The following is a 25936-nucleotide window of genomic DNA, read 5'->3' on the forward strand; positions in this document are numbered from 1 at the left end:
GTTAGTGTCTGGACCTGGACCGGATAATCACGGCGGAGAGACCGCTTGCTGCAACCAATGATCCAAGCATTACTGCCAGTGCTGATGCATATTCGGGGATAGTCATCGCGGCCACACCTTCCAGTTGTGTTCCGGCGACACTACCGGCACGAGCTGGGCACCTCCCAGAAGGAATGCAGCGTGTTGGATCAAGATTTGGACACGAGGTCCGCCCCAGCAACGTCGAAAACAGCACTATGATGTCGTCCTCAATGGCGTCGCATCATTGGTTAAATCCTCCGTGGTCAAGAGCCCTGAACGTCCCGTCGGGGCCGTCGCAGTTTGTTCTCAAAGCGGCAGAAACCGTCCTGTACCTGGCCGTGAACGGCGTGCCTGTTGGGCCGTGCTCCTGGATGTGCGGACGGGACGGACCATAGCGAACATTCCGGCCGGCTGGAATACGCAGCGCCGGCGGCATCCTCCACGTCACTGACCTGGCGTCGAACACTTTCGTAGGGACCGCGCCCGTCGGATTCATGGGAAGCCCGATCGTCTTTGAACCCTCCGGTCAAAGGGCGTACATCCACAGCGGGGCCGTTGAAGGAACGGTCACCCTCGTGCAGTTGCCCCAGCGGTAGCCGGCTGCGTCTGCGGCTCCGTGAAGGTGCCCGTAACCTCGGGCTGTGGCGTGTCCGCCACGGGCCCGCGGCGGGTGCCCCGGTTCCGGAGCCGGGCCTCAACCGGACGCTCGATAAAGGTGTAGGCGGCGCCGGCCAGCGGGATGGCAATGGCAATTCCGACGGCGGCGAACGCGGCCCGCTGGGCAAGGCTCTCCGGGCCGAGTTCCAGCGCTGTCCGCAGCACCAGCTCGTGGACCAGGTACAGGGCGAAGGACCACTCGCCCAGTTTCACCATGGCCGGGGCGCTGGCGAAGGTGGGGCGGCCGCCGCAGCGGTCACGGTCCGCATACGCCGCAATCAGGAGTGCGTACCCTGGAATGCAGAGAGCGCCCGCCAGCGGCCCGGCGGTATGCCACGGCGCGATGCCGTCAACCACTTCGAGAATGACGAAGGAGCCGATGGCCGCAGCGGCGCCGGTGCCCACGCCGAATCTGGGCTTCCAGCCTTTCTTCATGGCGATGGCCAGGCAGACACCCACAATGAACTCGGCGATCCGGAACGCGGGGAACGTGTAGAACAGGGCGCCCCAGTCGAAGCCCGGGACGAACGCCAGAAGGACGGCGACGAGCGCGACGGCAGAGGCGAAGACTGCTGCGGCGGCGCGGAAGAGCTTCCCCGGCTCGAGGCGTGACAGCCGTACCGCCAGGAGCGGGAACACCGCATAGAAGAACGCTTCACAGGAGAGCGACCAGGACACCCCGTTGTAGGCGTAGACCCAGTGCTGGTCGCCGAGCCAGGCCTGAACAAGGAACAGGGAGGCCAGGAACCGGGGCACGGACTGGTCACCCTGTGTGATGAGGGCAAGGACGACGGCGGCAATCGCCGTGAGCGCGTGCAGCGGCCAGATCCGGGCGAACCGGCGCCAGTAGAACTGGCGTTTGGTCGTGCTCGGATTCATGGACCAGGCGAGCACGAACCCGGACAACATGAAGAAGAACGTCACGCCGGTCTGTCCCATGGACACGAGCGGATACATCTCGGGCACCAGCGTCACCGCAGCGTGGTACAAAACCACGAGCATGGCGGCTATAAACCGCAATCCAGTCAGTGAATCCAGGCGGGCGGGTGAAATGTTCAGTTCTCCTTGAGTGGGACGACGGGGAACGGTCCAGTCTACCCACGAGGAAGGGGAATATCACAAAATGGTAACGCGTCGCACTAGTGCCGTGGGCACTCCAGTGGGAAGACTAAGTTAGGCGGACGACGACCGTTGGGGCACAGCAATGGCCATACCGACGCACACGGGAACCTAAGAACCGACAAATCTGTCCGCGAACACCGTCATCGATACGGCACCCGTCGGATTCGAGGCACGCCTCGCGTTTGACGCTTCCGGCTTTGGGCGCAAGTCGCAAGCGGCGCCGCCGAAGGAATGTCGCCGCGTAGTGGGACTAGCAGCTGCTCCGGGTCGCTGTCATCGAACTTTTTGCTGTCCGCAGCACGCATGGTGTTTGCGCGGACATTCTTCCGTGGGGCTGTGCTTGGCGACGGCTCGGCTGAATCATTGGGAGCGAAGGCGGGCCCGGAGCGTCCCGGGTCCTCGCATACGTCCCGGCTTCTAACCGGCTTCGATTCCAGCCTTGGTCAATGCCTTCACCGTGGCATCAGCCAGCAGTTTATGGCCGGCATCATTGGGATGCACTCCGTCAGCGCTGATCGCTTCCGGGTGCTGCATGAGTGGCTGCCCAACGTCGATGTAGGTACCGCCCACTGATCCCACGGCTGACCGCACGTCCTCAGCCACAGCGGCGAGTTCAGCTGGCGGCGCAGAGGCATCCCAGACCGGTGAAAGCGCAACGATCCTCGCCTTCGGGAGGGCCCTCCGGATGTCCTTGAATGTGGTCGCCACGGCGTTCACCAGCACCTGCGCGTCCCGCTGCACAACGTCGTAGCGGCCGCCGCTGACAACCACGATGGCAGGCTTGGACGCGACCACTTTGGCCACCCGTTCGTCGTAAGTAGTGCCGCCAGCGTTGGTTCCAGGGTTAGAGTAGCCTGTGTCGCCGACGCCGATGTTAATCTCACCCCACGACAAGTTGCGGGCAACTATGGACGACCATCGCAACTGCATGGAGGATGCACCCGAACCAAACGTGTAGGAGTCCCCAAGAAATACGACCTTCTGGGCAGGGGCGGCCGCAGGTGCGAGCGTGGCCTTGGCGTTGGCAATATTCTCGTCGTAGTATTCCTGCACCTTGCCAGAAACTGGCGGCGGAGTCTGCGCGCACCCTGCCGACAGGGCAATGCCGGCGGCCAGAACGGCGGCAGTCAGTTTACGGCGCAAGAAGTCCCCCAAAGATCCGAAGTGGTTGCCAACAGTTTACGCGCTCGTAGAGTGGGCTCAGGGTCCTTGTTCATGTGGGCTACTCCTCTCCCACACAGCTCTAGGCTGCGTCCAGGCACTCCGGGTAGCAGTAAGCAATCGCTACACGCACCAATCCCGCCCCTGAGCGTTGAACAGATCAATGAGCCGGATGAAGGCTGGGCCCTCGTCCGTGATGTTCGGGTCGCAAGCCTTTGCTTGGCGAGGTTGAACTGACCCTGGTAGTCGGCTCCCGGAACCATACCAGAAACTTCTAGACCGGCCACAGCATGTCATGACGTCGGAAAGGCGTCGGCACCCACTGGCAACAAGCTCTGCATAACATGGGTCATCCATTGCATGGCGCTGCTGAATGGCGGGGCGCTGTAGGGTGTTGTTCGGCTGGGCCGTTGGGCCTGCCCCATCCAGAGATCAGCGCCACCGATCCGAGTGCGGCAAGAAATGACCGCTTCCAGGTCCCGCGGAGGCGAAAGAGCGTTGCTCAAGCATTGCGACGGTCGCCATCTTTTGTGATCCAACAGGCCGCTTCGGATCACCCAGCTGACTATGATGACGGTGCCGTCAAGTCATTCCGCGCGTGACCGCACCTTACCGGTAACCGTCCACAATGGCGGCAGCAATCTCCTTATATGCCCGCCGCGTTTCCGGCTTCAGGTGGTCCAAGGTCACCAAGTCACCGTCCGCCACTCCCCTGTCGTGCGGCACCGCGATGAGCTCGCGGCACATTCCGGCCAGGTGCTCCTCGATGGCGTCCTTGTCCACGCGGGAGGACACTTCGTCCTTGTCAGTGATCACCACGATCGCGTTACGGGCCAGCTCCTCATAGCCATGGCCAGCTAGCCACTGCAAGGTGCTGCGGGCACGTTTGGCGCCGCTCACCGCGTATCCCGCTGCGATGATCAGGTTGTCCGCCGACTGCAGGATGCCGCTCATAGCGTTGTGGGTCACCCCAGTGCCGCAGTCGGTCAGCGCCACGGAGTAGTAGCTGGAGATGAGTTTGCGGATCCGCAGGTATTCCGCCGCGGTGAGCGAGTCGGACACCTCCGGGTCCTGCTCGCCGGCAATGAGGTGCAGCCGGCCTGAGTGGTGCATGTACCGGGACAGCTCGGTGAGCGAATCGATCGAGTCGATGTTCCCGAGGAGGTCCGTGATGGTCCGAGGCGTAGCCTGCTGATAAATGCCCTCACCCAGCGCACGCTCCACCAGGTCGCCGGAGTCCGGATTGGCGTCGATGGCGCAGGGCGGGTCGCCGCGGAACTCGGCTAGGGTCAGGCCGACGCCCACAGTGGTGGAAGTCTTGCCTATGCCGCCCTTGAGGCTGAGGACGGCAGTGTTGAAGCTGCCCTGCAGCTGGCGCGAGATCCTGCGGGCCAACTCGTCCTCCGCGCGCTCGTGCGGGCTCGGGCCCAGGTTCCAGGAGCCGCCGGTGGCCCGGTACAGGAACCCACGGAAGCCCTTCTTCGGACGGGGCTTTTGCTCCCGGACGAACGACGTCGGCAGCGCGGTAGCGTCTGCTTCCGCAATCTCAGGTTCCACCCGGGTTTCGGGTTCCTCACCGGTTTCGGGAACGCGTGACGGTGGGGCTCCCGCCGGGCGGCGGAGCGGCGTCGGCGGCGCAGCAGGTGCGGGAGGGGCATCGCTGAGTGAGTCGGCCACGGCCGCCGCCTCCGCCCAGGAGGAACTGCGGACGGGAAGCGGCGGTGCGGTGGATTCAGGTGTCACGGCGGGGAAGGTTCCTGTCCAGGCTTCGGAGCCGTCGTCGTTGCGACGGCGGGAGCGGCGGCGGCGGAGCTCGGGCTGCTCCTCGTCGGTGCCGGCCTCGGCTAATCGGTTTTCCGCTGGTCTAGGCATGTTCGGTCCCCCCGGGACTCGCAGCGGCGTCCCGCTGCGGTGGTCAATCGGTCTGGTTCAAATAGCCATTCTAGATGCTAGCGGAGCCCGGATTGGTCAGCAGCCTTGCCAACCACGCTAATCGCCCGCCGCGAAGGCCATTTCGGGCATCTGAAACGATGAATTCAGCCCCGCATCAGAGCGGTGGCCACCACGGCCACGGTGACCACCAAAAGGATTCCCAACGCGACGTAGCTCCACCACTTGGGGCGGCCGCGGTGAGGGTTGATGTCGATGTACGGCACGCCTACTTCACCGGCCCAGAGCCCACGGCTCGTGCGGTGACTGCAGCGGCGGCGGTTGCAACGCCGCGGCGCTTGACGCGCAGCATCCAGTACAGCCCCGCGAAGGGAAGGAAGAAGCTGCCAAGAAGGCCAGACAACGCAAGAACAAAATCGGTGAAAGCCACGGTTGAGACCTCCGGAAACGGCAGCACGTTCGACGCTTCCGGAGCAGCAGCGCTCTGGGCACGACTATGTGGCTGGTGAGTGGATCCCCCATTTGGATCGTTGGCCAGCCTACTTAGCAGTTAAGGGCGCTGTCCAATCGGACACGCCCACTGCACAGAATCAGCCAATTATTCAGTTGTTGAGCGGCGAATTAAACCTTGCCCGGAAGGACACTTATCACCGTAGGGCCAGCAACACCACCACGACAGTCGTCACCGCCAGGGCTACAAGCCCGATGTAGGACACCGCACGAAGCTGGCGGCCGCGCAGCTCCCTCCGTGATCCCCTAACGTACCGAGCTCCCCCATATGTCCTCACGCCAGCGATGCTAGGTACGTATGCTCAAGGAAAGCTCAGGCTATCCTCAAGAATTGCTCAAGGAACGCGCAGCGCCAAGGCCAGGGGAGGTCAGCTGCCGTCCCCCCCGGCGAGTGGGGGCACCGTAGCTGCGGGTCCGCCACCGCAACCGCTGCGGGTGTTGGCCGTGCCCGTCATGGCGGCCGGCAAGCGGTTTCAGGGGCTCCACGGGCAGGCCAGCTACGGCCGACGCCGTGGGTTGCTCCACGCGCGGCATGTCTTGGCGATCCAGCCAGGAACGCTCTGGGAACGGGTCATCGGCCACGAGGTTTTGCCTGATGAAGCGGCGGACGGCTGCGCTGATTCCGGTCTTCATGGATCAAACCTAGGAGGGTCCGCAGGCTGCCAATAGCGTAACCACTACCTGTCTTTCCCAGCAGTGGGTACCCGGGAAGCAAGGACTACTCGGTCTAGTGTTGCGGCCGGGTCTCCTGCAGCCGCTTGATGAACCAGCGGGACTGCTCCGGCCCATAGGGCAGCACCGGAATGGCCTTGGTGGCGTCTGCCGGGGTATCCCGGATGGACTGCCGCGCCTGCCGGACGGCCGTGGTCATAGTGTCCGCCATGGTCTTGACGAAGCGGTCGCTGCAGGGCTCCCCATGCCCGGGAACCAAGAATTCGTAGCGGTGACGGAGGGCTGAGAGGTGCCGCAGGGCGTCAGCCCACTCTTCGGGGTAGGAGTCCTCGAATGAGGGGTGCGATCCCTGCTCCACGAGGTCGCCGGCGAACAGGCTCGTGGTGGTTCCTACCAAGAGATCACCGTCGGTATGGCCGCGGCCCAGATAGAAGAGGGTAACGGTCTGCCCGCCGAGGTCAACGAGTACAGGCTGGTCGCGGACAATCGCATTGGGTACGACCAACTCCACGTTCTCGCCTTCGCCGGCGGCCATATCGGGTTCGAGGTCCGTGACCTCGCTGCGCTGGGCGTCGCCGTTGTCGCCGATCTCCTCGGCGCAGTTTTCATGCGCCCAGAACTCCTCGACGCCGGCCTCAGCGAACACGGCGTTGCCGAAGAAGTGATCGTAGTGGGCGTGAGTGTTGACCACAACAAGGGGAAGGCGCGTCTTCTCGCGGATGGCGTGTAGGATTTCCTTGCCCTGCCGCGGCCCGCAGCCGGTATCGATCACCATGGCCCGTTCGGTCCCCACGATGAGGCCGGTGTTGAGCTTGGAACTTTCAGTTACCAGCACATAGTTGTCTGTGCCGACGTCGAGCCATCGTGACATTTCTTCTCCGTACATCTGGGGAGCATCTGCGGTCTTCAGGCCTCGATTCTATCCATCTGGCTTGGGAACAACTGGCAATTGCTTTGCGGGCCCGGGGACAGCCCGCCTAAGTTTACTTATTAGAAATGCCTTGCTGGGTATGATCTGCACATGGGGACAAAACAGCACAGGCACTACTGCGACACCTGCAACGCGATCACCAACCACGTCACTTCGTACTGCGACGACGGCGGCGGTCTGGTGGCCTCTGTCCGCTGCAGTGATCATTCGGACACAACGTCTTAGGACGTGCCGACCTTCGCCGCCGGACTGGATAAGCGACGGCGAAGGTCCAGAAAAAGAATACGGGCAGCTTCCGCCTACAAGTCGGCCAGTAAGGAAGTTGGGGATTCGAAGGCGTCGGCCACAAAGCGTAGGAACCCAGCTGCCGTTCCGCCATCACACACACGGTGATCGAATGTCAGGGTAAGTTCCGTCACTTTGCGGACGGCGAGTGCACCGTCGACCACCCACGGCTTGTCGATGATCCGGCCGACGCCCAGGATCGCCACTTCAGGGTAATTGATGATCGCGGCTGACCCATCAACGCCGAACACGCCATAGTTGTTCAGCGTGAACGTTCCGCTGCCGAGTTCAGCCGGCGTCGCCTTCCCGTCACGCGCGACGGCGGTCAACCGCTTGATCTCTGCGTCCAGTTCCCGGGCGGTGAGCTTGTCAGCGTTGCGGACGGAGGGAACGACCAGACCGCGCTCGGTCTGGGCAGCAACCCCGAGGTTGACCCCGTGGAATGACAGAATCTCCTGCGACTCCCCTCCCGACGTGTCTTCCGCCGTAACGAACCTAGTATTCAGCTCGGGGTATCTCTTCAAGCCTGCGGTGACAATGCGGGCGATGAACGCGAGCAGACCCGGAGTGGAGTGTGGACCCGCCTTCTTGAGCTCAGCCCTCAGCTCCAGGAGCGCGGTCGCGTCCACGTCGACCCAGACCGTCGCCTCCGGAATCTCGGCCCGGCTGCGGGCCATGTTGGCCGCCACTGCTTTGCGGACACCACGGACCGGAGTGCGGCTGGTGATGCCCAGACCGGTTCGGGCATCGACCCCGCCGCTGGTCAGCCCCGTCGAGACCCGGGTTTCGACGGGTGCAACCAACTGCCTGTGCTCGGTTTCAAGGGGCTCAACCTTGGTCGGCTTCGTGATTGCCGCTTCAACGTCGCGGCGCATGATTAGTCCGCTTTCGCCCGAGCCATGGACGTGCCCGAGATCGACACCGTGTTCCTTGGCCATACGACGCACCAGCGGTGAGATGACAGCGCCTAGTTTGCCGGGGACCCGGGTGCGCTGGAGAAGAAGATCATCTGCGTGCGTCGTCAGCTTGGCGCTTTCGTCTTTCGTTTCTGTTCGCGGTATCGCGACAGGCTCGACTGACGTCGCGCCGGCGGTTGAATCGGAAGACATCGAGGAGGCACGTCGGAGGCGAGTTCGGCGGACGGTTGTAGTGCCGCCGGGCGTTCCGTATCCGATGAGGACGTTGCCGGAGCCTGCTTTTTCTTCCGTGCGGTAGGTTTTGGCCGCCGCGATTGCTTCAGCCTTGGTTTCTGCGGGCTTGGCTTCAGTAGGCTCGGTTTCGACAAGCTCAACCTCTGATCCCAACGGGGTCACCGAGATTAATGGCTTCCCGACGTCCAGTGTCTGGCCTGGCTCTCCGTGCAGCTCGGCTACGGTGCCGGCGTACGGAGACGGGACCTCTACTACGGACTTGGCTGTCTCTACTTCAGCGATAGGCTGGTCCACTCGGATCTCGTCACCGACGGCCACGAGCCAGTTCAGAAGTTCGGCTTCGGTTAGGCCTTCGCCCAAGTCAGGGAGGAGGAATACTTTGATTTCGCTCATCTGATCAGTCTTCCCACTGGAGATCGTCGACGGCGTCGAGGATGCGGTCCACGCCGGGCAGGTAATAGTGCTCGAGTTTCGGCGCCGGGTACGGAACGTCGAATCCGGTGACGCGGCGGATGGGTGCAGCCAGATGATGGAAGCAGCGTTCCTGGACGCGGGCTACGATCTCGGATGAAACGGACGCGAAGCCGTGCGCCTCAGCGATCACAACGGCACGGCCGGTCTTCCGGACGCTGGCCGAGACGGTCTCGTCGTCGAACGGCACGATGGTACGGATGTCGATGACCTCGAGTGAACGCCCCTCCTCGGCGGCTGCGGCGGCTGCCGCAAGCGCCGTCGGGACGGACGGCCCGTAGGCGATGAGGGTCGCGTCGGTGCCGGAACGGGCCACAGCAGCGCGACCCTCGGTAGCTCGACCACCGTCGATCTTCCCTTCGTACTCCTCACGAAGAATCTCAAGATCCACCAGGTCCTTGGACCAGTAAAGCTTCTTGGGCTCCATGAACATGACGGGGTCATCCGAGTCAATGGCTTCCCTGAGCATCCTGTAGGCGTCGGCCACCGTGGCCGGTGTGTACACCTTCAGCCCTGCGGTGTGCGCGTAGTAAGACTCGGAGGAGTCACAGTGATGTTCCACTCCCCCGATGCCACCAGCGTAAGGAACTCGGATGACCATGGGCAGTTTGACCCGGCCCTTAGTGCGGTTATGCATCTTGGCCACATGGCTGACGATCTGTTCGAAAGCCGGATAGGCGAAGGCGTCGAACTGCATCTCGATGACCGGGCGCATGCCGTTGATGGCCATCCCCACGGCCATGCCGACGATGCCGGACTCGGCCAGCGGGGTGTCGAAGCAGCGCCGCTCACCGAACGCGGCCATGAGGCCGTCGGTGATACGGAAGACGCCGCCAAGTTTGCCGACGTCCTCGCCGAACACGAGGACCGAATCGTCTGCGTGCATCGCGTGCACCATGGCGGTGTTCAGCGCTTTGGCCATGGTGACCGGCTGGGGGCCGACTGCTTCGACGATGGCTGCGGCCGAGGCGGCCGCAAGGGCGGTGGCGGAGCTGAGGTTCCCATTGGCCTCGGAGGACGTGGTGATGGTGGGGCTCATTTGGGGGCCTCCGTTTCGGATGAGGCGCCGGCAGCGTCGCGGGCGAGCTCATCGGCGAGGAGCGCCGACTGCTCCTTAAGCTGCGGTGTCGGGTTGGAGAAGACGTACTTGAACAAATCCTGGGGATCGACACGCACCTCTTCACCGAGGCCGGTGCGGAGCTGGGTGGCAACAGCCTCCGCCTTTTCCGCGATCCGAGCATCGCCATCGTCGTCGAGCAGCCCTCTGTCAGTGAGGTACCTCTTCATCCGCGTGAGAGGGTCCCTGGCCACCCATTGGGCCACCTCGGTGTCCTGACGGTAACGGCTGGCGTCGTCTGCATTGGTGTGGGCCTGCATGCGGTAGGTGTGCGCCTCGACCAGGAGCGGGCCAGAGCCCTCGCGTGCGAGCTTGACGGCGCGGTCCAGGACGGCGAGCAGGGCGACGACGTCGTTGCCGTCCACGCGTTCGCCGGCCATGCCGTAACCCACGGCTTTGTGGGCGAGCGACGGGGCGACGGACTGGTGGGCCAGCGGAACGGAGATGGCGTACTGGTTGTTCTGCACGAAGAAGATGACCGGCAGGTGGAAGACGGCGGCGAAGTTCAGGGCTTCGTGGAAGTCGCCCTCGCTGGTGGCGCCGTCGCCGCACATGGCCAGCACCACTGTGTCCTCACCACGCAGCTTGGCGGCGTGGGCGACGCCAACGGCGTGGAGCAGCTGCGTGGTGAGCGGCGTGCACTGGATCCCGACTTTGTGTTCGAGCGGGTCGTAGCCCCCGTGCCAGTCGCCACGGAAAATGGTCATGGCCCCGATCGGATCGACACCGCGGGCCATGACGGCCACGGCGTCACGGTAGGTGGGGAACATCCAATCGCACTCGGCAAGGCAGAGCGCGGCTGCTACCTGGCAGGCTTCCTGGCCGTGGCTCGAAGGATAGACGGCCATGCGGCCCTGGCGCACCAGCGCGGAGTTCTGGTCATTGACCCGACGACCGACAACGAGCTGTTCGTAGGCATTGATGAGTTCGTCGTCGCCAGGAAGTGGATACTCGTGGCCCGGTTCGGCTCCCTGCTCTGAATGGTGCTTCAAGTTGCCGCCCTGGTCCACCATCTGGATGGGATGGCGGGCCGGCAGCATATAGTCCTCAGCTGTGATGCCGAACTTACGAACGGCCGCGGCGGCTGCGCCGGCCAGATATTTGTCTTCGGCCTGCCCTGGGGCGTGCTGGCCCCGCCCCCTGCCGGGCGCAGTGTGGTCTGCGGAGATCGTCAATGGTCCATCCTTCTGTAGCCACTATTCAATTTCAGTATCGTCCCGCTTGATGTTTCGTATCCAGCATCTCGGCAAATCGTGGATAAGTATGCCAACCTGACCTATTCTGAAAGACAAATTGCAAGTGAGAGCTGCGTAACTGGCAGGAGGTGTAGACGAATGGATGAGGCGAACGAGGAACAGACGGCGGTGCCGCTCGACGATGTGGACCGCAACATCATCGCCGAACTGACGCGGGACGGCCGGATGTCCGTGACCCAGGTGGCGGAGAACGTACACATTTCCCGCGCGCACGCCTACACTCGGATCGCGCGGCTAACCGACCAAGGAGTCCTAACGAAATTCACCGCTCTGGTGGACCCCATCAAGGCCGGTCTGAAGTCATCGGCATACGTCACGCTCAAGGTGCAGCAGCACTCGTGGCGGGAGCTGCGTGAGCAACTACGAACGATTCCGGAGGTGCACCACATTGCCCTTGTCGGAGGAGACTTCGATGTCATCCTGCTGGTGCGCGCAGTCGACAACGTGCACCTGAGGCGCGTGATTTTCGATCGGCTACAGTCGATGCCGGGCGTTCTGGACACGCAAACATTTCTCGTCTTTGAGGATGTGGATACTCGTTGAGAACTCACGTCCCCAAGCTATGGGCGCTGCTAGTTGGAGGCAACCCTGACAACTACAGAAGAGCCGCCCTTTCTCCATCGCTGGCGACTGTTACAGCATTGCTGGTTGCGTCGGATTCCGTCCTTCTTACAACGGTGTTAGACATCGCGATTGCCCCACCAATTAGGGCCGCCAAGAACCACTGCACTGAGTAGGCCATGGCAAAGACCACCAGACAAAGAATCAAGCCCGCCCAGACGGAGCGCATGCCGAATAAACGCTTCCATGCTCCCGCCAAGACTACGAGAATCGCACTAAGTCCCAGAAGGCCGGAGCGAAGGTATATTGACACGAACCAGTTGTGAGGAGCATAGGTTTGCACCTGGCCTGTAGGCCCAATCCTCAGGTATCCGGTGCCAAAAGGCTGCCCAAATAGGACCGCGGCTGGACCGCTATTAAGACTATCCGCAACAAGCGATTCCCAACCTGACGTGCGATCCTCCAAAGTGCTCTTATTGGCCGTAATCGCGTCCACCGAGTTCATAAGAGATTGAAAAACGCCGTCCAAGACTCCTGAGATGGCGAGCATTACGACGAGGTAAGCGCCAACAACGGACACGATAGAGAGACGTCGCTTAACCCGCAGGTCTGAGGAGATCGCCAAAATCAGGACCCCAGCGGCCAATGCCGTCCAAACTGAACGGTGCTGCGCGATGATCGCAACTACGATAAATACCGCCCCGGAGGCAAGACGAAGCCCGCCTCGTTGCCGTCCCCAGTCGTGAAGGACAAAGACCCCGGCGACTGCCAGAAGAGCAGCCTGCGACGCCACGAGGGGACGCAATGTCCTGTATGTTCCGTCCGAATCGATGTACATATCGCTCGAACTGGCTATTCCGTTTTTAGCCAGATTAATCAATGCAACGACGGTTATGCCCCAACCGCAGACGTAAAAGAAACGCCGCACATGCAGCTCTGTGGTTACTGAGGACCAATCAAGGGAAGTTGCCCAAACAAGCGTTCCAACAAAATACAGGAAGGGCCGAAACTCCACTATTGCGGGGATACCGTATACAGCATAACCCAGAACTAAGCTGAAAAGCAGGAGAAAGCAAGTCGTGGCGGGAAGAAAGAGCTTACCTCCAAAGCCAGTACGAATGCCTATTTTCCGGCTCAGGGCTGCTAGCAATAGCACCCCCACAACAGCGTCCTCAGCGAAAATGTTGGTGCCACCAATTGCAAATAGCGCCTTAGGGGCTGCATCCGAGTTTAAGACGGCACCCAGACCGACAAGAATCCAGCCTAGGGCGGGCCACGTTCTCACATGCCAGACGACCATCGCGAGCGCTACGAGCCCAGTCACCGCCACCAAAGCTCCCGCGAAATCCATATCCGAAGTATGGCACGATCAAAGGTCGCCACCGCAAGCTGAATCGCTCTGCTCTCGATGCGGGCGACCATCTCTGCGGCAAGAAATTGCATACGCCACCTGTCCCAGCTTCAGCCACGAGCCAACGCAGCGAGTGAGCCCAGATTAGCGGGCTTTGGACCTTGTTGGCATCTGCACCTTGTGGGATAGATTTCTCAGGACGCATCCCGACGCCGTGGAGGGAACCGCCGAGCCGCACGGCACCTGCCGCTGCGGCGGACGCATGCTCGTGACCTGGCTTGACACACTAAGCCCGGCGCCTCCTCGGGCGGGTACAATTGCCGTGACCGTACGAAAATTGATGTTCTGGAGGCGTGCTAGCTGGCTGCCCCGAAATCGACACAGGGGGACTTCGGTTTGCACCTTCACGACTACTTTAGAATCTTGCGCCGCAACTGGCTCTTGATCATCGCGGCCTCTTTAGCGGGGTTGCTAATCGGCGGCGCCGCATCCATCTTGACCAAGCCGACATACACTGCGGAAACCCAACTTTTTGTGTCGATACAGGGATCCGGAACGGTTCAGGAGTTGCAGCAAGGCAACACGTTTGGCCAAGCCCGCGTTCAGTCGTATGTAAAAATAGTCGGCTCACCCATCGTTCTTCAGCCTGTAATTGATGCACTAGGACTGCCTGCAACAGCCGAAGACCTGGCGAATCAGGTCAAAGCAACCACGGATGTCAACACTGTGCTTATCAACATTTCTGTGTCTGATTCGTCCCCTGTCCAGGCCTCCGCAATCGCACAGGAGATCGGCAAAAGCCTGATCAGGACGGTCGCTTCCCTCGAAAAGCCAGACTCCGCCGGCGCTTCACCTGTAAGTCTTTCCATCATCAAACCGGCGAAAGCACCAACATCGCCGTCGGCCCCTAATACGAGAATAAATCTACTGCTGGGACTAGTATTTGGTCTGTCGCTGGGCATTGGGAGTGCAGTTCTTCGGACCACGGTGGACAGTCGAATCCGCGGAGAAGGGGACCTCCGCAACGTTACTGACGCCCCAATCCTGGGTGGTATCGCGTTTGACCAGGACGCTACAAAGAAGCCGCTTCTGACTCAGGCAGCTGCCCAGAGTCCTCGGGCGGAATCGTTCCGGCAGCTCAGAACAAATTTGCAGTTCGCCAACGTATCCGGACACGCTAAAACCGTCCTCGTCACGTCGTCGGTCCCGGGAGAGGGCAAGAGTACGACCGCCACAAACCTTGCTATTGCGCTTGCCCAGGCGGGTCAAACGGTGTGTCTCATCGACGCAGATCTTCGCCGACCCATGGTCAACGAATATCTGGGGCTAGATCGAGGTGCCGGTCTGACGACGGCGCTCGTCGGCACAGCAGACGTAAACGACCTGCTCCAGCCGTGGGGCGAGGGCAACCTATTTGTGCTCGCATCGGGACAGATTCCCCCAAACCCCAGCGAGCTTCTAGGGTCCGAAGAGATGGGCCATCTGATTGAACGACTCGAAAATGCTTTTGACATAATTGTTGTCGACGCCCCGCCGCTGTTGCCCGTCACAGATGCCGCCGTATTGTCGCAGCACGTTGGAGGAGTAGTTGTGGTTGTTGGATCCCAAAAGCTCAAACGCCAAGAGCTGGAAAAGGCGCTAGATGCCCTCGGGATGGTCGGTGCGAACATTCTGGGCGTCGTTCTAAATCGTCTTCCGGTCAAAGGACCTGACGCCTACGCGTACAGCTATTACAGCAACGACGATCGTCCTGAAAAAGGCGGAGACACACGCTCGCCTCGCCGGGCTCGGGCAGCTGCCGACGCACCTGTGCCACATGAGAACATGCACGCTACTACGGCGGGAACTGAACTGCGATCTGCCACCACTTTTCCTGCTGGGAATACCCAGTAAGACTCAGACCGCCCTGGGAAGGCCATATCTAAAGTCTGGCCAGCCCAACCCATCGCCCTCGCTTGAACTCGGCAGAAACGTGCAACGGTGGTGTAGCAGCCTGCACGCGTCGCGCTCACCAACAGGCGCCGTCTCGCGAGAATGCTCGCGGACTACAACCACCTGTCTCATTCGGCCACTAACGTGGCTCATAGCATTTGAGGGTGTAATCGCGGTCTGAATCCGCCGGTTTCGAGGAGTGACCGGGCGATTTAGTTGGCAAGGTCCGGAAGCCAGGGCGGAGCCGTGGAGGTGTTCGAGTCGGCCATTGAGTGCCTCCGTGGGCCCATTGCTGGTTCCAGGCCGGTCCAAGTGTGCGAGCACGTCCCCTGCCCGGCGTTTCATTGTCCGGCCGAGCGTGATGACCTCGGTGAGCCCTGCGGGAACGCCGGTGCTGATTGCGCCGATCAGTGCTTGCATATGCTGTTTGCCTCGGGTGCCGTCGGGTTCGCGGTAGGCGGCGATGTCGCGCTGGTAGATCCCCCAGGTCGCTTCGACTTCGGCGTGGTCGTCCGCGGCGAACAGGGCCTCCAGCCTGTCCTGCTGCTTGCCGGTGAGCAGATCGTGGCTGGTGTGCAGGGTCCGGCGGGCGGCGTAGAGCGGGTCCCCGGATCGTTCGCGGTGACCAATGGTCTGCTGCTGAACGCGTTGACGGCATCTGTCCAGGGCGTCGCCGGCAAGCCGGACGACGTGAAATGGGTCCATGACCTCGACCGCGTCCGGGAGCTCTTCGGCGGCTAAGGTCTTGAACCCGGTGAACCCATCCATCGCCACGACCTCGATCCCGTCCCGCCAGGCCTTCGGCCGCTCGGCGAGCCAAGTTTTGAAGACCTGTTTCGAGTGGCCCTCGATCATGTCCAGCAACCGTGCAGGGCCGGTCCTGTCGCGGACCGGGGTGAGGTCGATGATCACGGTGACGTACTTGTCCCCGCGCCGGGTGCGCCGCCACACATGCTCATGGACGCCGATCACGGCCACCCCGTTGAACCGGGCCGGGTCCGCGATCAACACCCGCTTGCCTTCGGCAAGGACCGCGCTGTTCGCGGTATGCCAGGACACGCCCAGGCCTTCGGCGACGCGGGCGACGGTGAGGTGCTGGCACAGATGCCTTCCAGCGCCCAGCGCAGCCCGCGGCGGGAGATCTTCGCTCTGGGCTGCGCGGCTTTGGAGATGTCCTGCCGCCATACCCGGCCGCACCGGTGCACTTGTAGCGGCGGACCCGCACCAGCAGCGTCGTCGGCCGCCATCCCAGCGGTTCGTGCGCGAGCGGGCGTGTGATTGTTCCGCGGGCGATGCCCTGGCTACCACACGAATGGCACCAGTCGTCCGGATCAACGGCACGGCATTCCACCACCGCCCGGCCGGGCCTGAGAAGCTGCCCGGCAGCTTCGAGCCCAAGCTCATCAAGCCGGCAGGACGTAGTCAGGTCAGGAGGGAGGAAGGTAGCCTGGGGACACGTCGAGGTCTTCCGGATGGGCAGTGTAGGAACTCCCATCATCGGAAGACCTCGACCTCTAACCGGCCACCGACGCGCCCGGCCCCGCTACACCCTCAAATGCGATGAGCCCGGTAAGGCCTTCGAAACTATCGCCATTGCTAGCGCGCCGGGACCAGGTGCTAACTCTTACCAACTGAAATCTCCGCCAGCTGGGCCAAGTAGGCTTCAACGACATTAGAAAGTCCAAACTGACGGTTCGCAAGCAAGAGCCCATTGCTACTCAGTCGCTCGGCGAGGCCGGGGTCGCTGGCAATTCGCTGCATCGCTTCCGCAACGGCGGAGGGCGATGTCACGTCAGTCAGGATGCCGGAGGAGCCGTAGCCGAGCGTGTACGCCACACCACCGGAATTGCTGCCTCCGATGACGGGGATGCCCATTGCCTGTGCTTCGAGAATCGCCATGCTGCAGGCCTCCCAGCGGCTGGTGTGCACCAAACATTGCGTCCCGGATAACAAATCGCGACGGAGATCGTCCGGCGCGACGGAACCGGCAAATATCACGGATTCGGCCGAATCGCGGTCGCGTGCATACTCCCATGCGGCCTCCCCTGGACCATGCTGTGATCCGTACAGTGTCAAGCGGCTATCAGGATTGCTTCTGCGGAACATCGAAAAAGCCTCGATGAGGACCTTTGTGTTCTTCCGATCATCAAAACCGTTCGCGATGGAAACAAAGGATCCGGCGAAAGCTTCCCTGGTAGATCCCATTGAAGGAACTACCGTGCCGTTTGGAATGACGGTCGACGCCCCTCTTAAATTGGGAGCGTCTTCAAGCAGCTCCTCTAACAATTCAGGACTGACCGCCGACAGCCTCGACACTTTCCGCAAAACTTTGCGCCCCAACGCCGCACGCTGACGCCAATAGAATCCGTCGAAATTCTTCTTCAGGGCAAGCGGTGAATCATGAGCTGTGACCAGCGCCGGTATGCCCGTGTCTAGGGCTGCTGCTGCAAACTCATACGTCCAGTGGGCATGGACAACGTCCGGACTCCTGGCTCCGATCAACTTCGCGAGTGACCGCCGCTCATATCGAAACCTATCCAGGGCACGCAGCTTCGGCTGCATCCGCCTATGTGCCAGATAAACCCGCAGAGGGCCCTTCCCGATGACAGCGGGTGACCTCTCACCGAGACCGTACGAAAAAACGTCCACCTCATGCCCATGGGCAAGATATGCCTTAACCAACTCGGACATGTAGGGAAAAGAGTAGGTTTTCACCTTGGCTTCTTCAGGGTCCAGCCACTCGCTCAAACTAGGTAGGTGAACCGGTGCGGCAAACCCAATCCTCATTCTGAGTCCCTGACGCTACCGATAACGCGTGCCGGGTTGCCGGCAAGAATCGAACGTTCGGGAAACTTCCCTGTCACGACGCTTCCGGCTCCCACAACAGAACCTGCTCCAATAGCTGCCCCTTTGAGAATAATTGATCTGGTTCCGATAAAGACATTGTCGCCAATGACGACGGCGTCTGCTTCCTTCGGAGCCGGAAGGGCAGCCTTCCTCCGAGATTCGGGACCGTGAATGGGATGAAAATCCGTGTCCGAAATGATGACTTCACTTCCGATCAAGCAGTTCTGACCGATGATGACACTACGTGCCGCACAAATTACTGTCCCGCTGAGACCCGTATTCGCTGATATCCGAATTTCCGCACCGGGCCTCAGTGTCCGCAGAATAACCGGACGACTAACACCGAGTGCCGTATCCCGGGTTCGACTGCAGAGGACAACGTTAGCGCCGATCGAAATTATGCTGTCCGCATGGTTATCTATCTCGGGAAAGCCGCGGAAGACTACACCCTCACCTATAACCGCACTGGTTTTCAGACGAGCCGTGGCTAGGGCAAAACGATCCTGAATCCGGTTGAGCGCTCTTAGCGGATGCACGCTTCTCATACCTGAATATCTTTTGCAGGCGATGACGTGCCATAGGCCTTTTTCCACCAACTGACGGGGTTACCAACGGCTTCGCGCAGTTTGGCCTTCTGCATCCTTCGGTGAGCGTCACGCAGGTCTTGACTGTAGGGGCCAACGCCGGCACGGGCATATCCAACAAGCATCCACAGGGACCCCAAAGCAAACGGGCGTCGGAAGACATACCTTAGACAATGGAGAAGAAAGTACGCGTTGTCGTAACCAGTCCACCGGCAGACCCGGCCGTTGCGGTACCTCCCATGGAGCCCTCCTTCGCTGGCGCCGATGGCACGCGAAAGCATGAATTTCGCTTGCCGATCTACAACAACACGCAAACCTTGGTCTTGAATTGCAACTTCATCCATTACATCAAACCCAATGGCCGAAGGCAAAACAGAAAGCAAGCGGAAAGCATCAATTGTGTAGAGCTTCACGGGCCCCGGGACATGAAAATTCTGTTCACGCATACCGCGCGAAGCAATCACACCACCAGCAAGACCGACATCCTGCTGACGGAAGGAACCAATGACACGTGAAAGATAATCGGGATCAAGCCGAACATCGGCATCCAATTTCATAACGTGGGTTATCGGAGTTTCACGAGATGAATCAATAGCTGCCTGAACACCATATCGCCATGATGTATAGGCGGAGCCGCCAATCAACCCTCCATCATTGGTTTTAGTAACGAACCTCAACCGTCGTTCACTCTGCAAAACCTCAAGGAGCTTCAGCGTGTTGTCATCGCTTGCATCATCGACGGCCCACCACTCGAACTCTTGAAAGGACTGCCCCTTGAGACAATCAGCCAAGGCACGGACGTTGTCTTCCTCATTATGCATCGGCGTTACTATCAATAGGTTTGTCATGCTGGAGGCTTTCCACTAAGAGATCGAAATGCTACACAAATAAACGGCAAAATATCAGAACCATAGCGAACTAGCAATCGCCGGGGTTCTGACGCTATCCTATGCAGCCATTCAAGGCCTAGCACACGAAGCACTCCTGGACTCCGTCGCACTTGGCCCGAAAGAAAGTCGACACCAGCACCAGCGCACAGAATCCAACCGGTAAAACCGTTTTCCAGCAGTTCGAGTCCTAGAACTTCTTGCTTTGGAGAACCAATGCCGACAATTATCAATGAGGGTTCAGATGAGATCACATCTCGTATGAGCTGCAGGCGCCCCAGTTTATCCTCTACGACATGCCGAGGTGCCTGTTGCCCAAACGCAGCCCAGCCGCTAATTGCAAATTTTTGAACAGCCATTTGGTTGCTAGCCGATGAACTCCCGCCAATGACGCAAACGCGCAAGCCTGAAACTCGCGCCTGTGAAAGTCTTTCGACCAGACCGCTGCCTGTCGCACGGCGCCGCACGCTGCTTCCCAGCATTCGGGCAAGCAAGACGACAGGCCATCCGTCTGCTAGAACGAGTGAAGCTCGTCCGTAGGCACCGGCGAGCAGATCTGTGGACTCCAGTATCGCCAGATGATGCATGTTGGGAGTAACAATCAATCCTGGTTTGGTCTTTGGACCATCAAGCGTCCCAACGATCATGTCCGTAGCAAGAGACTCGCTGACAGGATGTACGCGCACATCCGCAGTAGACGTCCTTATTGGTCTCTGGTTCATCACTTGCCAGCAATCATTCGAGTGAGAATCTGCAAATAAGGTTTGGCCCAAATCAACGGCCACAGTTTCCCCCCATGGCGCGATAGGAACCTAGCATTGGCCGCTGGCGGCAATCCCTTCGGCGACAGGATGCGGCGCCATTGTTCGCGAGCTTTGAGCCCAGAATCTCTATAGGTTCCAGTCAACGAATTGCGGTCACAGACACCGAAGAACCCGGGTGCTACAACGATCCTTCCGCCTACTTTCCGCGCTCTTAGAGTCCAGTCGAAATCAGCAAAGGAGTGGCCAAACGCGCCATCGATGCCGCCCACTCGGCGCGCGAAGGCGCTGGTACAAAGTAGGAAATTGCCGTTAGCCGCATCTGCCGTGATAGGCGTAGTTGTCGGAGTAATTGGTTTCCACTTTGAGATTCTCGAACCGAACGCTATTCCTCCATACGACACCCCACCTCGGCGATCTTGCATAGATCCAACAACAACCGATGCTGCTTTGTCTGCCAGCGATGAGTACACATCGAACAGCCTAGGGACGGCCTCAGCGTCGAAATCGACATCGTCATTGACCCAGAGCAAGAAATCGGCATTCATTTCTTCGGCCGTCTGCTCTGCTTTGGACATTGCCTCCGCCCAGTAGCAGTCCGCAGATTGGTGGACTACCTTGACCCAATCACCCAGCGCTTGACATCGATCGGCAGTGCCGTCAGTACTTCCGCAATCTACTAGTACCGCGAACAATTCCATTCCCTGCGGAACTTGGGCTGATAAAGACATCAGCGTGCGGTGAGTTAGGTCGCCACGGTTATGGCTGGCTATCATTGCCACAAGTTTCTTCATACAGTCCGCTCCCCCAAATGTGCAGGGTCAATGGCACCATAAAATATTAAGTTAGACTCGGCATGCCGAGCCGCAAGATTAGACCTCAAGCGTGCCAACGTATCATCCCGATGTTCTCGGGCCCCGGGGAAGGGCAAACCACGAAGACCAGCAATTCCGAGGTGATAGCGATCATTTCGTGGCCTGGACTTCGAAAATGCCACCGAATGCGCATCGGACCAAATGAACGCCGAACCATCCTCCACAGTCAAATGGTCCGCATACCACATATATTCACTATCTCCCAGGAAAGCAGCCAAGAGCGAAAAGCTGGAAACAGAACAAATCAAAAGATCCGTCGAGGCGAGCACGCCTAGGTCCTCAGTAGCCGTGCCACAGCATATTGTGGAATTCAGAACACCTAGCCTCGACCGCCAGTCGCTCACTAGAGTAAGAGCGTCTGGCTCGGTAACAAAGAAAAAGTGGACATCATCGCCAAGTGTGTTGCTCAGGAAATCGACGGCATCCGTATACCAATCGAGAGGAATTCGATTGTTAAAGGTTCCCGGAAGAGGCCGCTGGTCATCGAAATCGCCCGCGCGTATATGCACGCCAACGGTAATCTTCTGATATCGGATTCGCTGTAGGTTAATTCGGGAAACACTCCCCATGCCTACTTCCGTGGCGATCAACCTCTTCCAAAGGAACTCGCGGGCGCCCACAATGCCCGCGTACCCTCCGGCCATACCTGAGTCGTGAATCAATGATTTCTGATGAGCGATACCATCATCGCTAACGAAGTCACGGATGAATTCCCCGTAGTCAACGATGCCGGACTCAACGTACGCCTGCTGGCTCACCCGAACGGGGCGAGAGAACCGTGCCAAAGCTGTGTAGCTAATCCAGTCGGTGCGAGGGGCGCCGAGCTCGCTTCTATAACCTCTCGGATTGAGCGCCCACGGCATTTCTACATATGTGTGGCCTAAGGCATGGGCCGCCAACCAGGCCTTCGCCATCGGGATCGCCTGGTTTCCGAGTCCAGCACCCCGAAGACCGCCAACGGGCACCGCTATTGAATACCTCTTCATGTTACTGGTTTTCCGTCACTTTCATAGGCCTCAGCATTCTATAAATGCCTCGGATACATCTTGAGGGCTCGGTCCAATATGTAGCAAAGATGAATGCGATGGCCGCGAGAGCGGATAGACAGCCGCCGATTGTCAAGGACATAAATGGTGACTCGAACGAGCGCGACTGCTGGCTTGAAAGTAGTCCGATGCCGCTAACGACTATAAATAAGACTGTTCCATAAATGTACGAGCCGTACAAGGATCGCCACGAGATCATCGCCAACTTGGTTAGGCTGACAAGCTGAGCCGCATGAGCCACAACTTGAACGCTGACCGCCGCAATTAATACGCGAAGGGGATTCATGCCAAATGCGAATACGAGTAGGAGCGCTAGCAGCATGGAGGCTATTGCCAGCATTTGAATCCGCCATATATGGGAGAATTCAGCTTGCGACTCGAGCGCTGAGCCGGCCGCGACATAGCATAAATTGATCGCGGCAAAAACAGACCACAATGCGGTCAAAGGGATTGCGGGCGTCCATTGCGCACCTAGGAAGGACAGCGTGAGCGGTTCAGCCACCCCGCAAATCGTCCCAAACACAACTGCGGAGATAGCGATGGCGATTGTCATGGACTTGGCAATCGCGGAACCAACTGCAGTACCCGTATGACGAGCATCCGCAAGATGTGGATAGATGACGCGCGTGAAAGCTTGCGAGAGTTGATTCAAGGGAATCGTCGCGACACCTTGCGCCCTTGAATAGAACCCAACGTCTGCAGCGGAACTGACAGCGCCAAGACTCCACAGGGGAAGCGTGTACTGGATATAGTGAACAAGGTTCTGGCCAGCAATGTGTCCCGCAACCCTCAGGTGGGTATTCCCTCGGAGCATAGCGAGGCGAAACACCGGAAATTCACGCAGTGACGTCCAAGCCGTAGCGGCGGTAAGTACCGGGGTGGCGATTGATCCAATGGCTAGACTCACAGCGCCTACTCCGCCAACTATGCAGGAGAGGGAGAGTGCCAAACCACAAAATAAACCGATCGCTTCAGTTGCAGATGGAAGTCGAAAGTTGCCTGACCTACGCATCGACGCTGTTGCAATTCCGGATAGCCCGGTCAATAGCGGCATCCACGCCAGCAGAAGTATCATCGCGCCAGTTTCGGATTGCGCTGGCATCCCAAGAAACACGATTCCCAGGCAACTCAGCAGTACTGCAACTATTGTCCCTGCGCCGATTACCAGGGTCGATGCCGCAGTCCGGGATTCTCGAGTGTCTTCGCGCGCCTGCAGGACGGCCTGAATGACACCCGAACCGACAAAGTAACTAGCGACCTGTGCTGCTGATACTGCTATCGCATACGGTCCGAAATCAGCAGGTGTCAGTAGGCGGGCTGCGCAAAATGTATACGCAACTTGTATCAAGAGCATGAGACCGCTGAACCCGTAAGTCCAGAGAGCCCCGGTCGCGATGTTCCGCTGTTTAATTGCCACGATTGCTTCCTGCGCCTTCGTTGTTGTGTCGTTTACCTAACCGGCCCAGCAGCAAAGCGCCTGCCCCCAAGGGAGGATTCTACCCGAAGGGCTTGGCCTGATTGCCCTTCCCCAGTTGCACGTGCAGAGGGCACACCGGCGTGGAATCTGTGATCATTCCGCTGGTTCTAGACTCGGGCGCTACCGGGCCCAGCTAGGACGCTGGGTCCACATCTTTTCCCCTGGCCTGGCTTCACAAAGGGTAAAAGAACCCCTCCAAACGTGCGCCCGACCGGCATGCTCGCACAGACGCATATAATCGTCTCTGTCGTACTCCGCGGCACGAGCGTCGAGGCAACATGACCGGCCGCTCGTAACTTACTCTTATCGCATCATGGGGGCATCTTGACGAAGCGCGCACTGATTACCGGCATAACGGGGCAAGATGGGTCCTACCTAGCCGAACTTCTACTCAAAAAGGGGTATGAGGTTCATGGCCTGATCCGACGAGCGTCGACGTTCAACACCGCGAGGGTCGACCACCTTTACGTTGACCCGCACGACCCGAAGGCTAAGCTTTTTCTCCACTACGGGGATCTTAGCGACGGCGCGCGACTCGTAACCCTGCTGGCTGAGATCAAGCCTAACGAGGTCTACAACCTAGCTGCTCAGTCTCACGTCCGAGTCTCATTCGATGAACCGGAACACACTGGCGACACAACGGGCGTGGGTACGATCCGTCTCCTTGAAGCAGTACGAATGTCTGGCATCGAGACGAAGTTCTATCAAGCATCATCGTCGGAAATGTTCGGGGCTACGCCACCCCCGCAGAACGAAGAGACCCCGTTTTATCCCAGGTCTCCATACGGTGCTGCAAAGGTTTACAGCTACTGGATCACGAAGAATTACCGTGAGGCCTATGGCATGTTCGCAGTTAACGGGATCCTCTTCAACCATGAATCCCCACGACGCGGCGAAACGTTCGTAACACGCAAGATCACCAGAGCCGTCGCCGCCATCAAGGCCGGTAAGCAGGATCTGCTTTACATGGGGAACCTGGATGCGGTGCGCGACTGGGGCTACGCTGCGGAGTACGTTGAGGGCATGTGGCGGATGCTCCAAGCCGACGAGCCGGAGGATTTCGTCCTAGCAACGGGCGGAAACTATACCGTGCGTGACTTCCTGCAGATTTCTTTTGAGCACGCCGGATTGAACTGGGAAAACCACGTCCGATTCGACGAGCGCTATCTACGGCCGACTGAAGTAGACGCACTCGTGGGTGATGCGTCCAAGGCGCAGGAAAAGTTGGGTTGGAAGGCCTCAGTTCATACGCCGGAGCTAGCGCGCATCATGGTGGACGCAGACATTGAGGCCCTGACGCATGCCGGAAACCACTGGATCGACACGGTCCGTCTGGATAGCTGGAAGAGCTGATGGCTGAAGACGTAAAGTTCTTGCCCACGCCCCTTGAGCGTTCAGCTACGTTCTACGTTGCTGGTCACCGGGGCTTGGTCGGCTCAGCAATCTGGAGAAACCTTCAAAATGAAGGATTCACGAATGTCGTAGGACGCACGTCGGCGGAACTCGATCTGAAGAACCGAGACGAAGTTTTCGCATTCTTTTCAGAGAACAAACCGCGATACGTCGTGCTAGCTGCCGCCAAGGTGGGTGGCATCCTCGCCAACAACACCTTCCCGGTAGATTTCCTGAGCGATAACCTCCGTATCCAGGTGAACGTGCTCGACGCCGCACGAGAACATGGCGTGGAGCGCCTGCTCTTCCTTGGCTCCTCGTGTATCTATCCGAAATTTGCGGAACAACCCATCCGCGAGGACTCACTACTCACCGGACACCTTGAGCCGACTAATGACGCCTATGCGATAGCGAAAATCGCCGGAATCATGCAGGTACAGGCTATTCGCCGGCAGTATGGGCTTCCTTGGATCTCGGCGATGCCGACAAACCTTTACGGTCCCGGTGATAACTTCTCCGCTGCCGGCTCACACGTCCTTCCTGCTCTGATCCGGAGATATGACGAGGCCGCTAGGTCCGGCGCGGAAACGGTCACAAACTGGGGAACGGGCTCTCCGAGGCGAGAGTTCCTTCATGTCGATGACATGGCCGCCGCCTGCCTTCACTTGCTGGAGCACTACGATGGGCCGTCGCAGGTCAATGTGGGCACCGGAACTGATGTCACGATTATGGAACTGGCATCTGAGGTCGCAGACGCTGTCGGTTTTAAGGGCGTAATCGAATGGGACACCTCAAAGCCCGACGGTACACCCCGCAAGCTGCTGGACGTTTCTAAGCTAACCCGTTCGGGATGGTCACATTCCATCGGACTCCAAGAAGGAATTCGCAAAACGGTCGAATGGTATCGGGATAACCTCACGTCCATTCGGACGTAGTTGAGGTTGTCCGTAACGCCACAGTTTTGTGAATTTGCTTTGAA

20 protein-coding genes and 1 pseudogene are annotated in these 25936 nt (G+C 59.6%); 4 read left to right on the top strand and 17 right to left on the bottom strand.

What is annotated here, in order from left to right:
• Positions 1-588 precede the first annotated feature (588 nt).
• The 8 genes from ACFRAU_RS09280 to pdhA all read right to left on the bottom strand — a co-directional run bounded on the left by ACFRAU_RS09280 (position 589) and on the right by pdhA (position 11163).
• Positions 589-1737: an acyltransferase family protein gene (locus tag ACFRAU_RS09280; RefSeq protein WP_377999725.1), complete on the bottom strand. Its 1149-nt coding sequence runs from the start codon at positions 1735-1737 to the stop codon at positions 589-591.
• Between the two features lie 480 nt (positions 1738-2217).
• A complete protein-coding gene (locus ACFRAU_RS09285) occupies positions 2218-2943 on the bottom strand; it encodes an SGNH/GDSL hydrolase family protein (RefSeq protein ID WP_377999670.1) in 726 nt (241 codons plus the stop codon).
• Between the two features lie 627 nt (positions 2944-3570).
• The gene (locus ACFRAU_RS09290; RefSeq protein ID WP_377999671.1) at positions 3571-4833 is read right to left on the bottom strand and encodes a MinD/ParA family protein; all 1263 of its coding nucleotides are present in this window, start codon (positions 4831-4833) and stop codon (positions 3571-3573) included.
• A gap of 286 nt (positions 4834-5119) precedes the next feature.
• Entirely contained in the window at positions 5120-5281 is a 162-nt protein-coding gene (locus tag ACFRAU_RS09295; RefSeq protein ID WP_377999672.1) for a hypothetical protein, read from the bottom strand.
• Between the two features lie 807 nt (positions 5282-6088).
• Positions 6089-6904: an MBL fold metallo-hydrolase gene (locus ACFRAU_RS09300; RefSeq protein WP_377999673.1), complete on the bottom strand. Its 816-nt coding sequence runs from the start codon at positions 6902-6904 to the stop codon at positions 6089-6091.
• A 359-nt stretch (positions 6905-7263) separates the two neighbouring features.
• Positions 7264-8793, bottom strand: a complete 1530-nt coding sequence (locus ACFRAU_RS09305; RefSeq protein WP_377999674.1) for a dihydrolipoamide acetyltransferase family protein — start codon at positions 8791-8793, stop codon at positions 7264-7266.
• 4 nt (positions 8794-8797) lie between these two features.
• Complete coding sequence (locus tag ACFRAU_RS09310; protein ID WP_377999675.1) at positions 8798-9910, bottom strand: alpha-ketoacid dehydrogenase subunit beta; 1113 nt, start codon at positions 9908-9910, stop codon at positions 8798-8800.
• Positions 9907-11163 (bottom strand): pyruvate dehydrogenase (acetyl-transferring) E1 component subunit alpha, encoded by a 1257-nt coding sequence (pdhA, locus tag ACFRAU_RS09315; RefSeq protein WP_377999676.1) that lies wholly within the window; start codon positions 11161-11163, stop codon positions 9907-9909. The genes ACFRAU_RS09310 and pdhA overlap by 4 nt, the downstream gene beginning before the upstream one ends.
• A 159-nt stretch (positions 11164-11322) precedes the next feature.
• Here pdhA and ACFRAU_RS09320 point away from each other — a divergent pair, with 159 nt between their 5' ends.
• The gene (locus tag ACFRAU_RS09320; protein WP_377999677.1) at positions 11323-11787 is read left to right on the top strand and encodes an Lrp/AsnC family transcriptional regulator; all 465 of its coding nucleotides are present in this window, start codon (positions 11323-11325) and stop codon (positions 11785-11787) included.
• A 52-nt stretch (positions 11788-11839) separates the two neighbouring features.
• Here the strand turns inward: ACFRAU_RS09320 and ACFRAU_RS09325 are convergent, their stop codons facing one another.
• A complete protein-coding gene (locus tag ACFRAU_RS09325) occupies positions 11840-13156 on the bottom strand; it encodes an O-antigen ligase family protein (RefSeq protein WP_377999678.1) in 1317 nt (438 codons plus the stop codon).
• 396 nt (positions 13157-13552) lie between these two features.
• On the opposite strand from ACFRAU_RS09325, the gene ACFRAU_RS09330 reads away from it, so the two are divergent.
• The gene (locus ACFRAU_RS09330) at positions 13553-15049 is read left to right on the top strand and encodes a polysaccharide biosynthesis tyrosine autokinase (RefSeq protein ID WP_377999679.1); all 1497 of its coding nucleotides are present in this window, start codon (positions 13553-13555) and stop codon (positions 15047-15049) included.
• Between the two features lie 188 nt (positions 15050-15237).
• Here ACFRAU_RS09330 and ACFRAU_RS09335 read toward each other — a convergent pair.
• The 8 genes and pseudogenes from ACFRAU_RS09335 to ACFRAU_RS09370 all read right to left on the bottom strand — a co-directional run bounded on the left by ACFRAU_RS09335 (position 15238) and on the right by ACFRAU_RS09370 (position 23505).
• A pseudogene (locus ACFRAU_RS09335) lies at positions 15238-16583 on the bottom strand (ISL3 family transposase).
• A 122-nt stretch (positions 16584-16705) separates the two neighbouring features.
• Positions 16706-17803 carry a glycosyltransferase family 4 protein gene (locus tag ACFRAU_RS09340; protein ID WP_377999680.1) on the bottom strand — a complete coding sequence of 366 codons (1098 nt, stop codon included), beginning with the start codon at positions 17801-17803 and terminating at the stop codon, positions 16706-16708.
• 68 nt (positions 17804-17871) lie between these two features.
• Positions 17872-18480 (bottom strand): acyltransferase, encoded by a 609-nt coding sequence (locus tag ACFRAU_RS09345; RefSeq protein WP_377999681.1) that lies wholly within the window; start codon positions 18478-18480, stop codon positions 17872-17874.
• Positions 18477-19367: a glycosyltransferase gene (locus ACFRAU_RS09350; RefSeq protein WP_377999682.1), complete on the bottom strand. Its 891-nt coding sequence runs from the start codon at positions 19365-19367 to the stop codon at positions 18477-18479. The genes ACFRAU_RS09345 and ACFRAU_RS09350 overlap by 4 nt, the downstream gene beginning before the upstream one ends.
• On the bottom strand, positions 19364-20128 hold the full coding sequence (locus tag ACFRAU_RS09355) for a WecB/TagA/CpsF family glycosyltransferase (RefSeq protein WP_377999726.1): 765 nt from the start codon (positions 20126-20128) through the stop codon (positions 19364-19366). The genes ACFRAU_RS09350 and ACFRAU_RS09355 overlap by 4 nt, the downstream gene beginning before the upstream one ends.
• Positions 20128-20961: a glycosyltransferase family 2 protein gene (locus ACFRAU_RS09360; RefSeq protein WP_377999683.1), complete on the bottom strand. Its 834-nt coding sequence runs from the start codon at positions 20959-20961 to the stop codon at positions 20128-20130. The genes ACFRAU_RS09355 and ACFRAU_RS09360 overlap by 1 nt, the downstream gene beginning before the upstream one ends.
• A complete protein-coding gene (locus ACFRAU_RS09365; RefSeq protein ID WP_377999684.1) occupies positions 20958-21956 on the bottom strand; it encodes a hypothetical protein in 999 nt (332 codons plus the stop codon). The genes ACFRAU_RS09360 and ACFRAU_RS09365 overlap by 4 nt, the downstream gene beginning before the upstream one ends.
• 73 nt (positions 21957-22029) lie before the next feature.
• Positions 22030-23505 carry an oligosaccharide flippase family protein gene (locus ACFRAU_RS09370; RefSeq protein ID WP_377999685.1) on the bottom strand — a complete coding sequence of 492 codons (1476 nt, stop codon included), beginning with the start codon at positions 23503-23505 and terminating at the stop codon, positions 22030-22032.
• A gap of 384 nt (positions 23506-23889) precedes the next feature.
• Between ACFRAU_RS09370 and gmd the strand changes: the two genes are divergently transcribed.
• The gene (gene gmd / locus ACFRAU_RS09375; RefSeq protein ID WP_377999686.1) at positions 23890-24918 is read left to right on the top strand and encodes a GDP-mannose 4,6-dehydratase; all 1029 of its coding nucleotides are present in this window, start codon (positions 23890-23892) and stop codon (positions 24916-24918) included.
• On the top strand, positions 24918-25892 hold the full coding sequence (locus tag ACFRAU_RS09380; RefSeq protein WP_377999687.1) for a GDP-L-fucose synthase family protein: 975 nt from the start codon (positions 24918-24920) through the stop codon (positions 25890-25892). Before gmd ends, ACFRAU_RS09380 begins: the two co-directional genes overlap by 1 nt.
• Positions 25893-25936: the final 44 nt, after the last annotated feature.

The organism is Arthrobacter sp. NPDC056691 (assembly GCF_042791415.1).
In the GTDB taxonomy this organism is placed as follows: Bacteria; Actinomycetota; Actinomycetes; order Actinomycetales; family Micrococcaceae; genus Arthrobacter.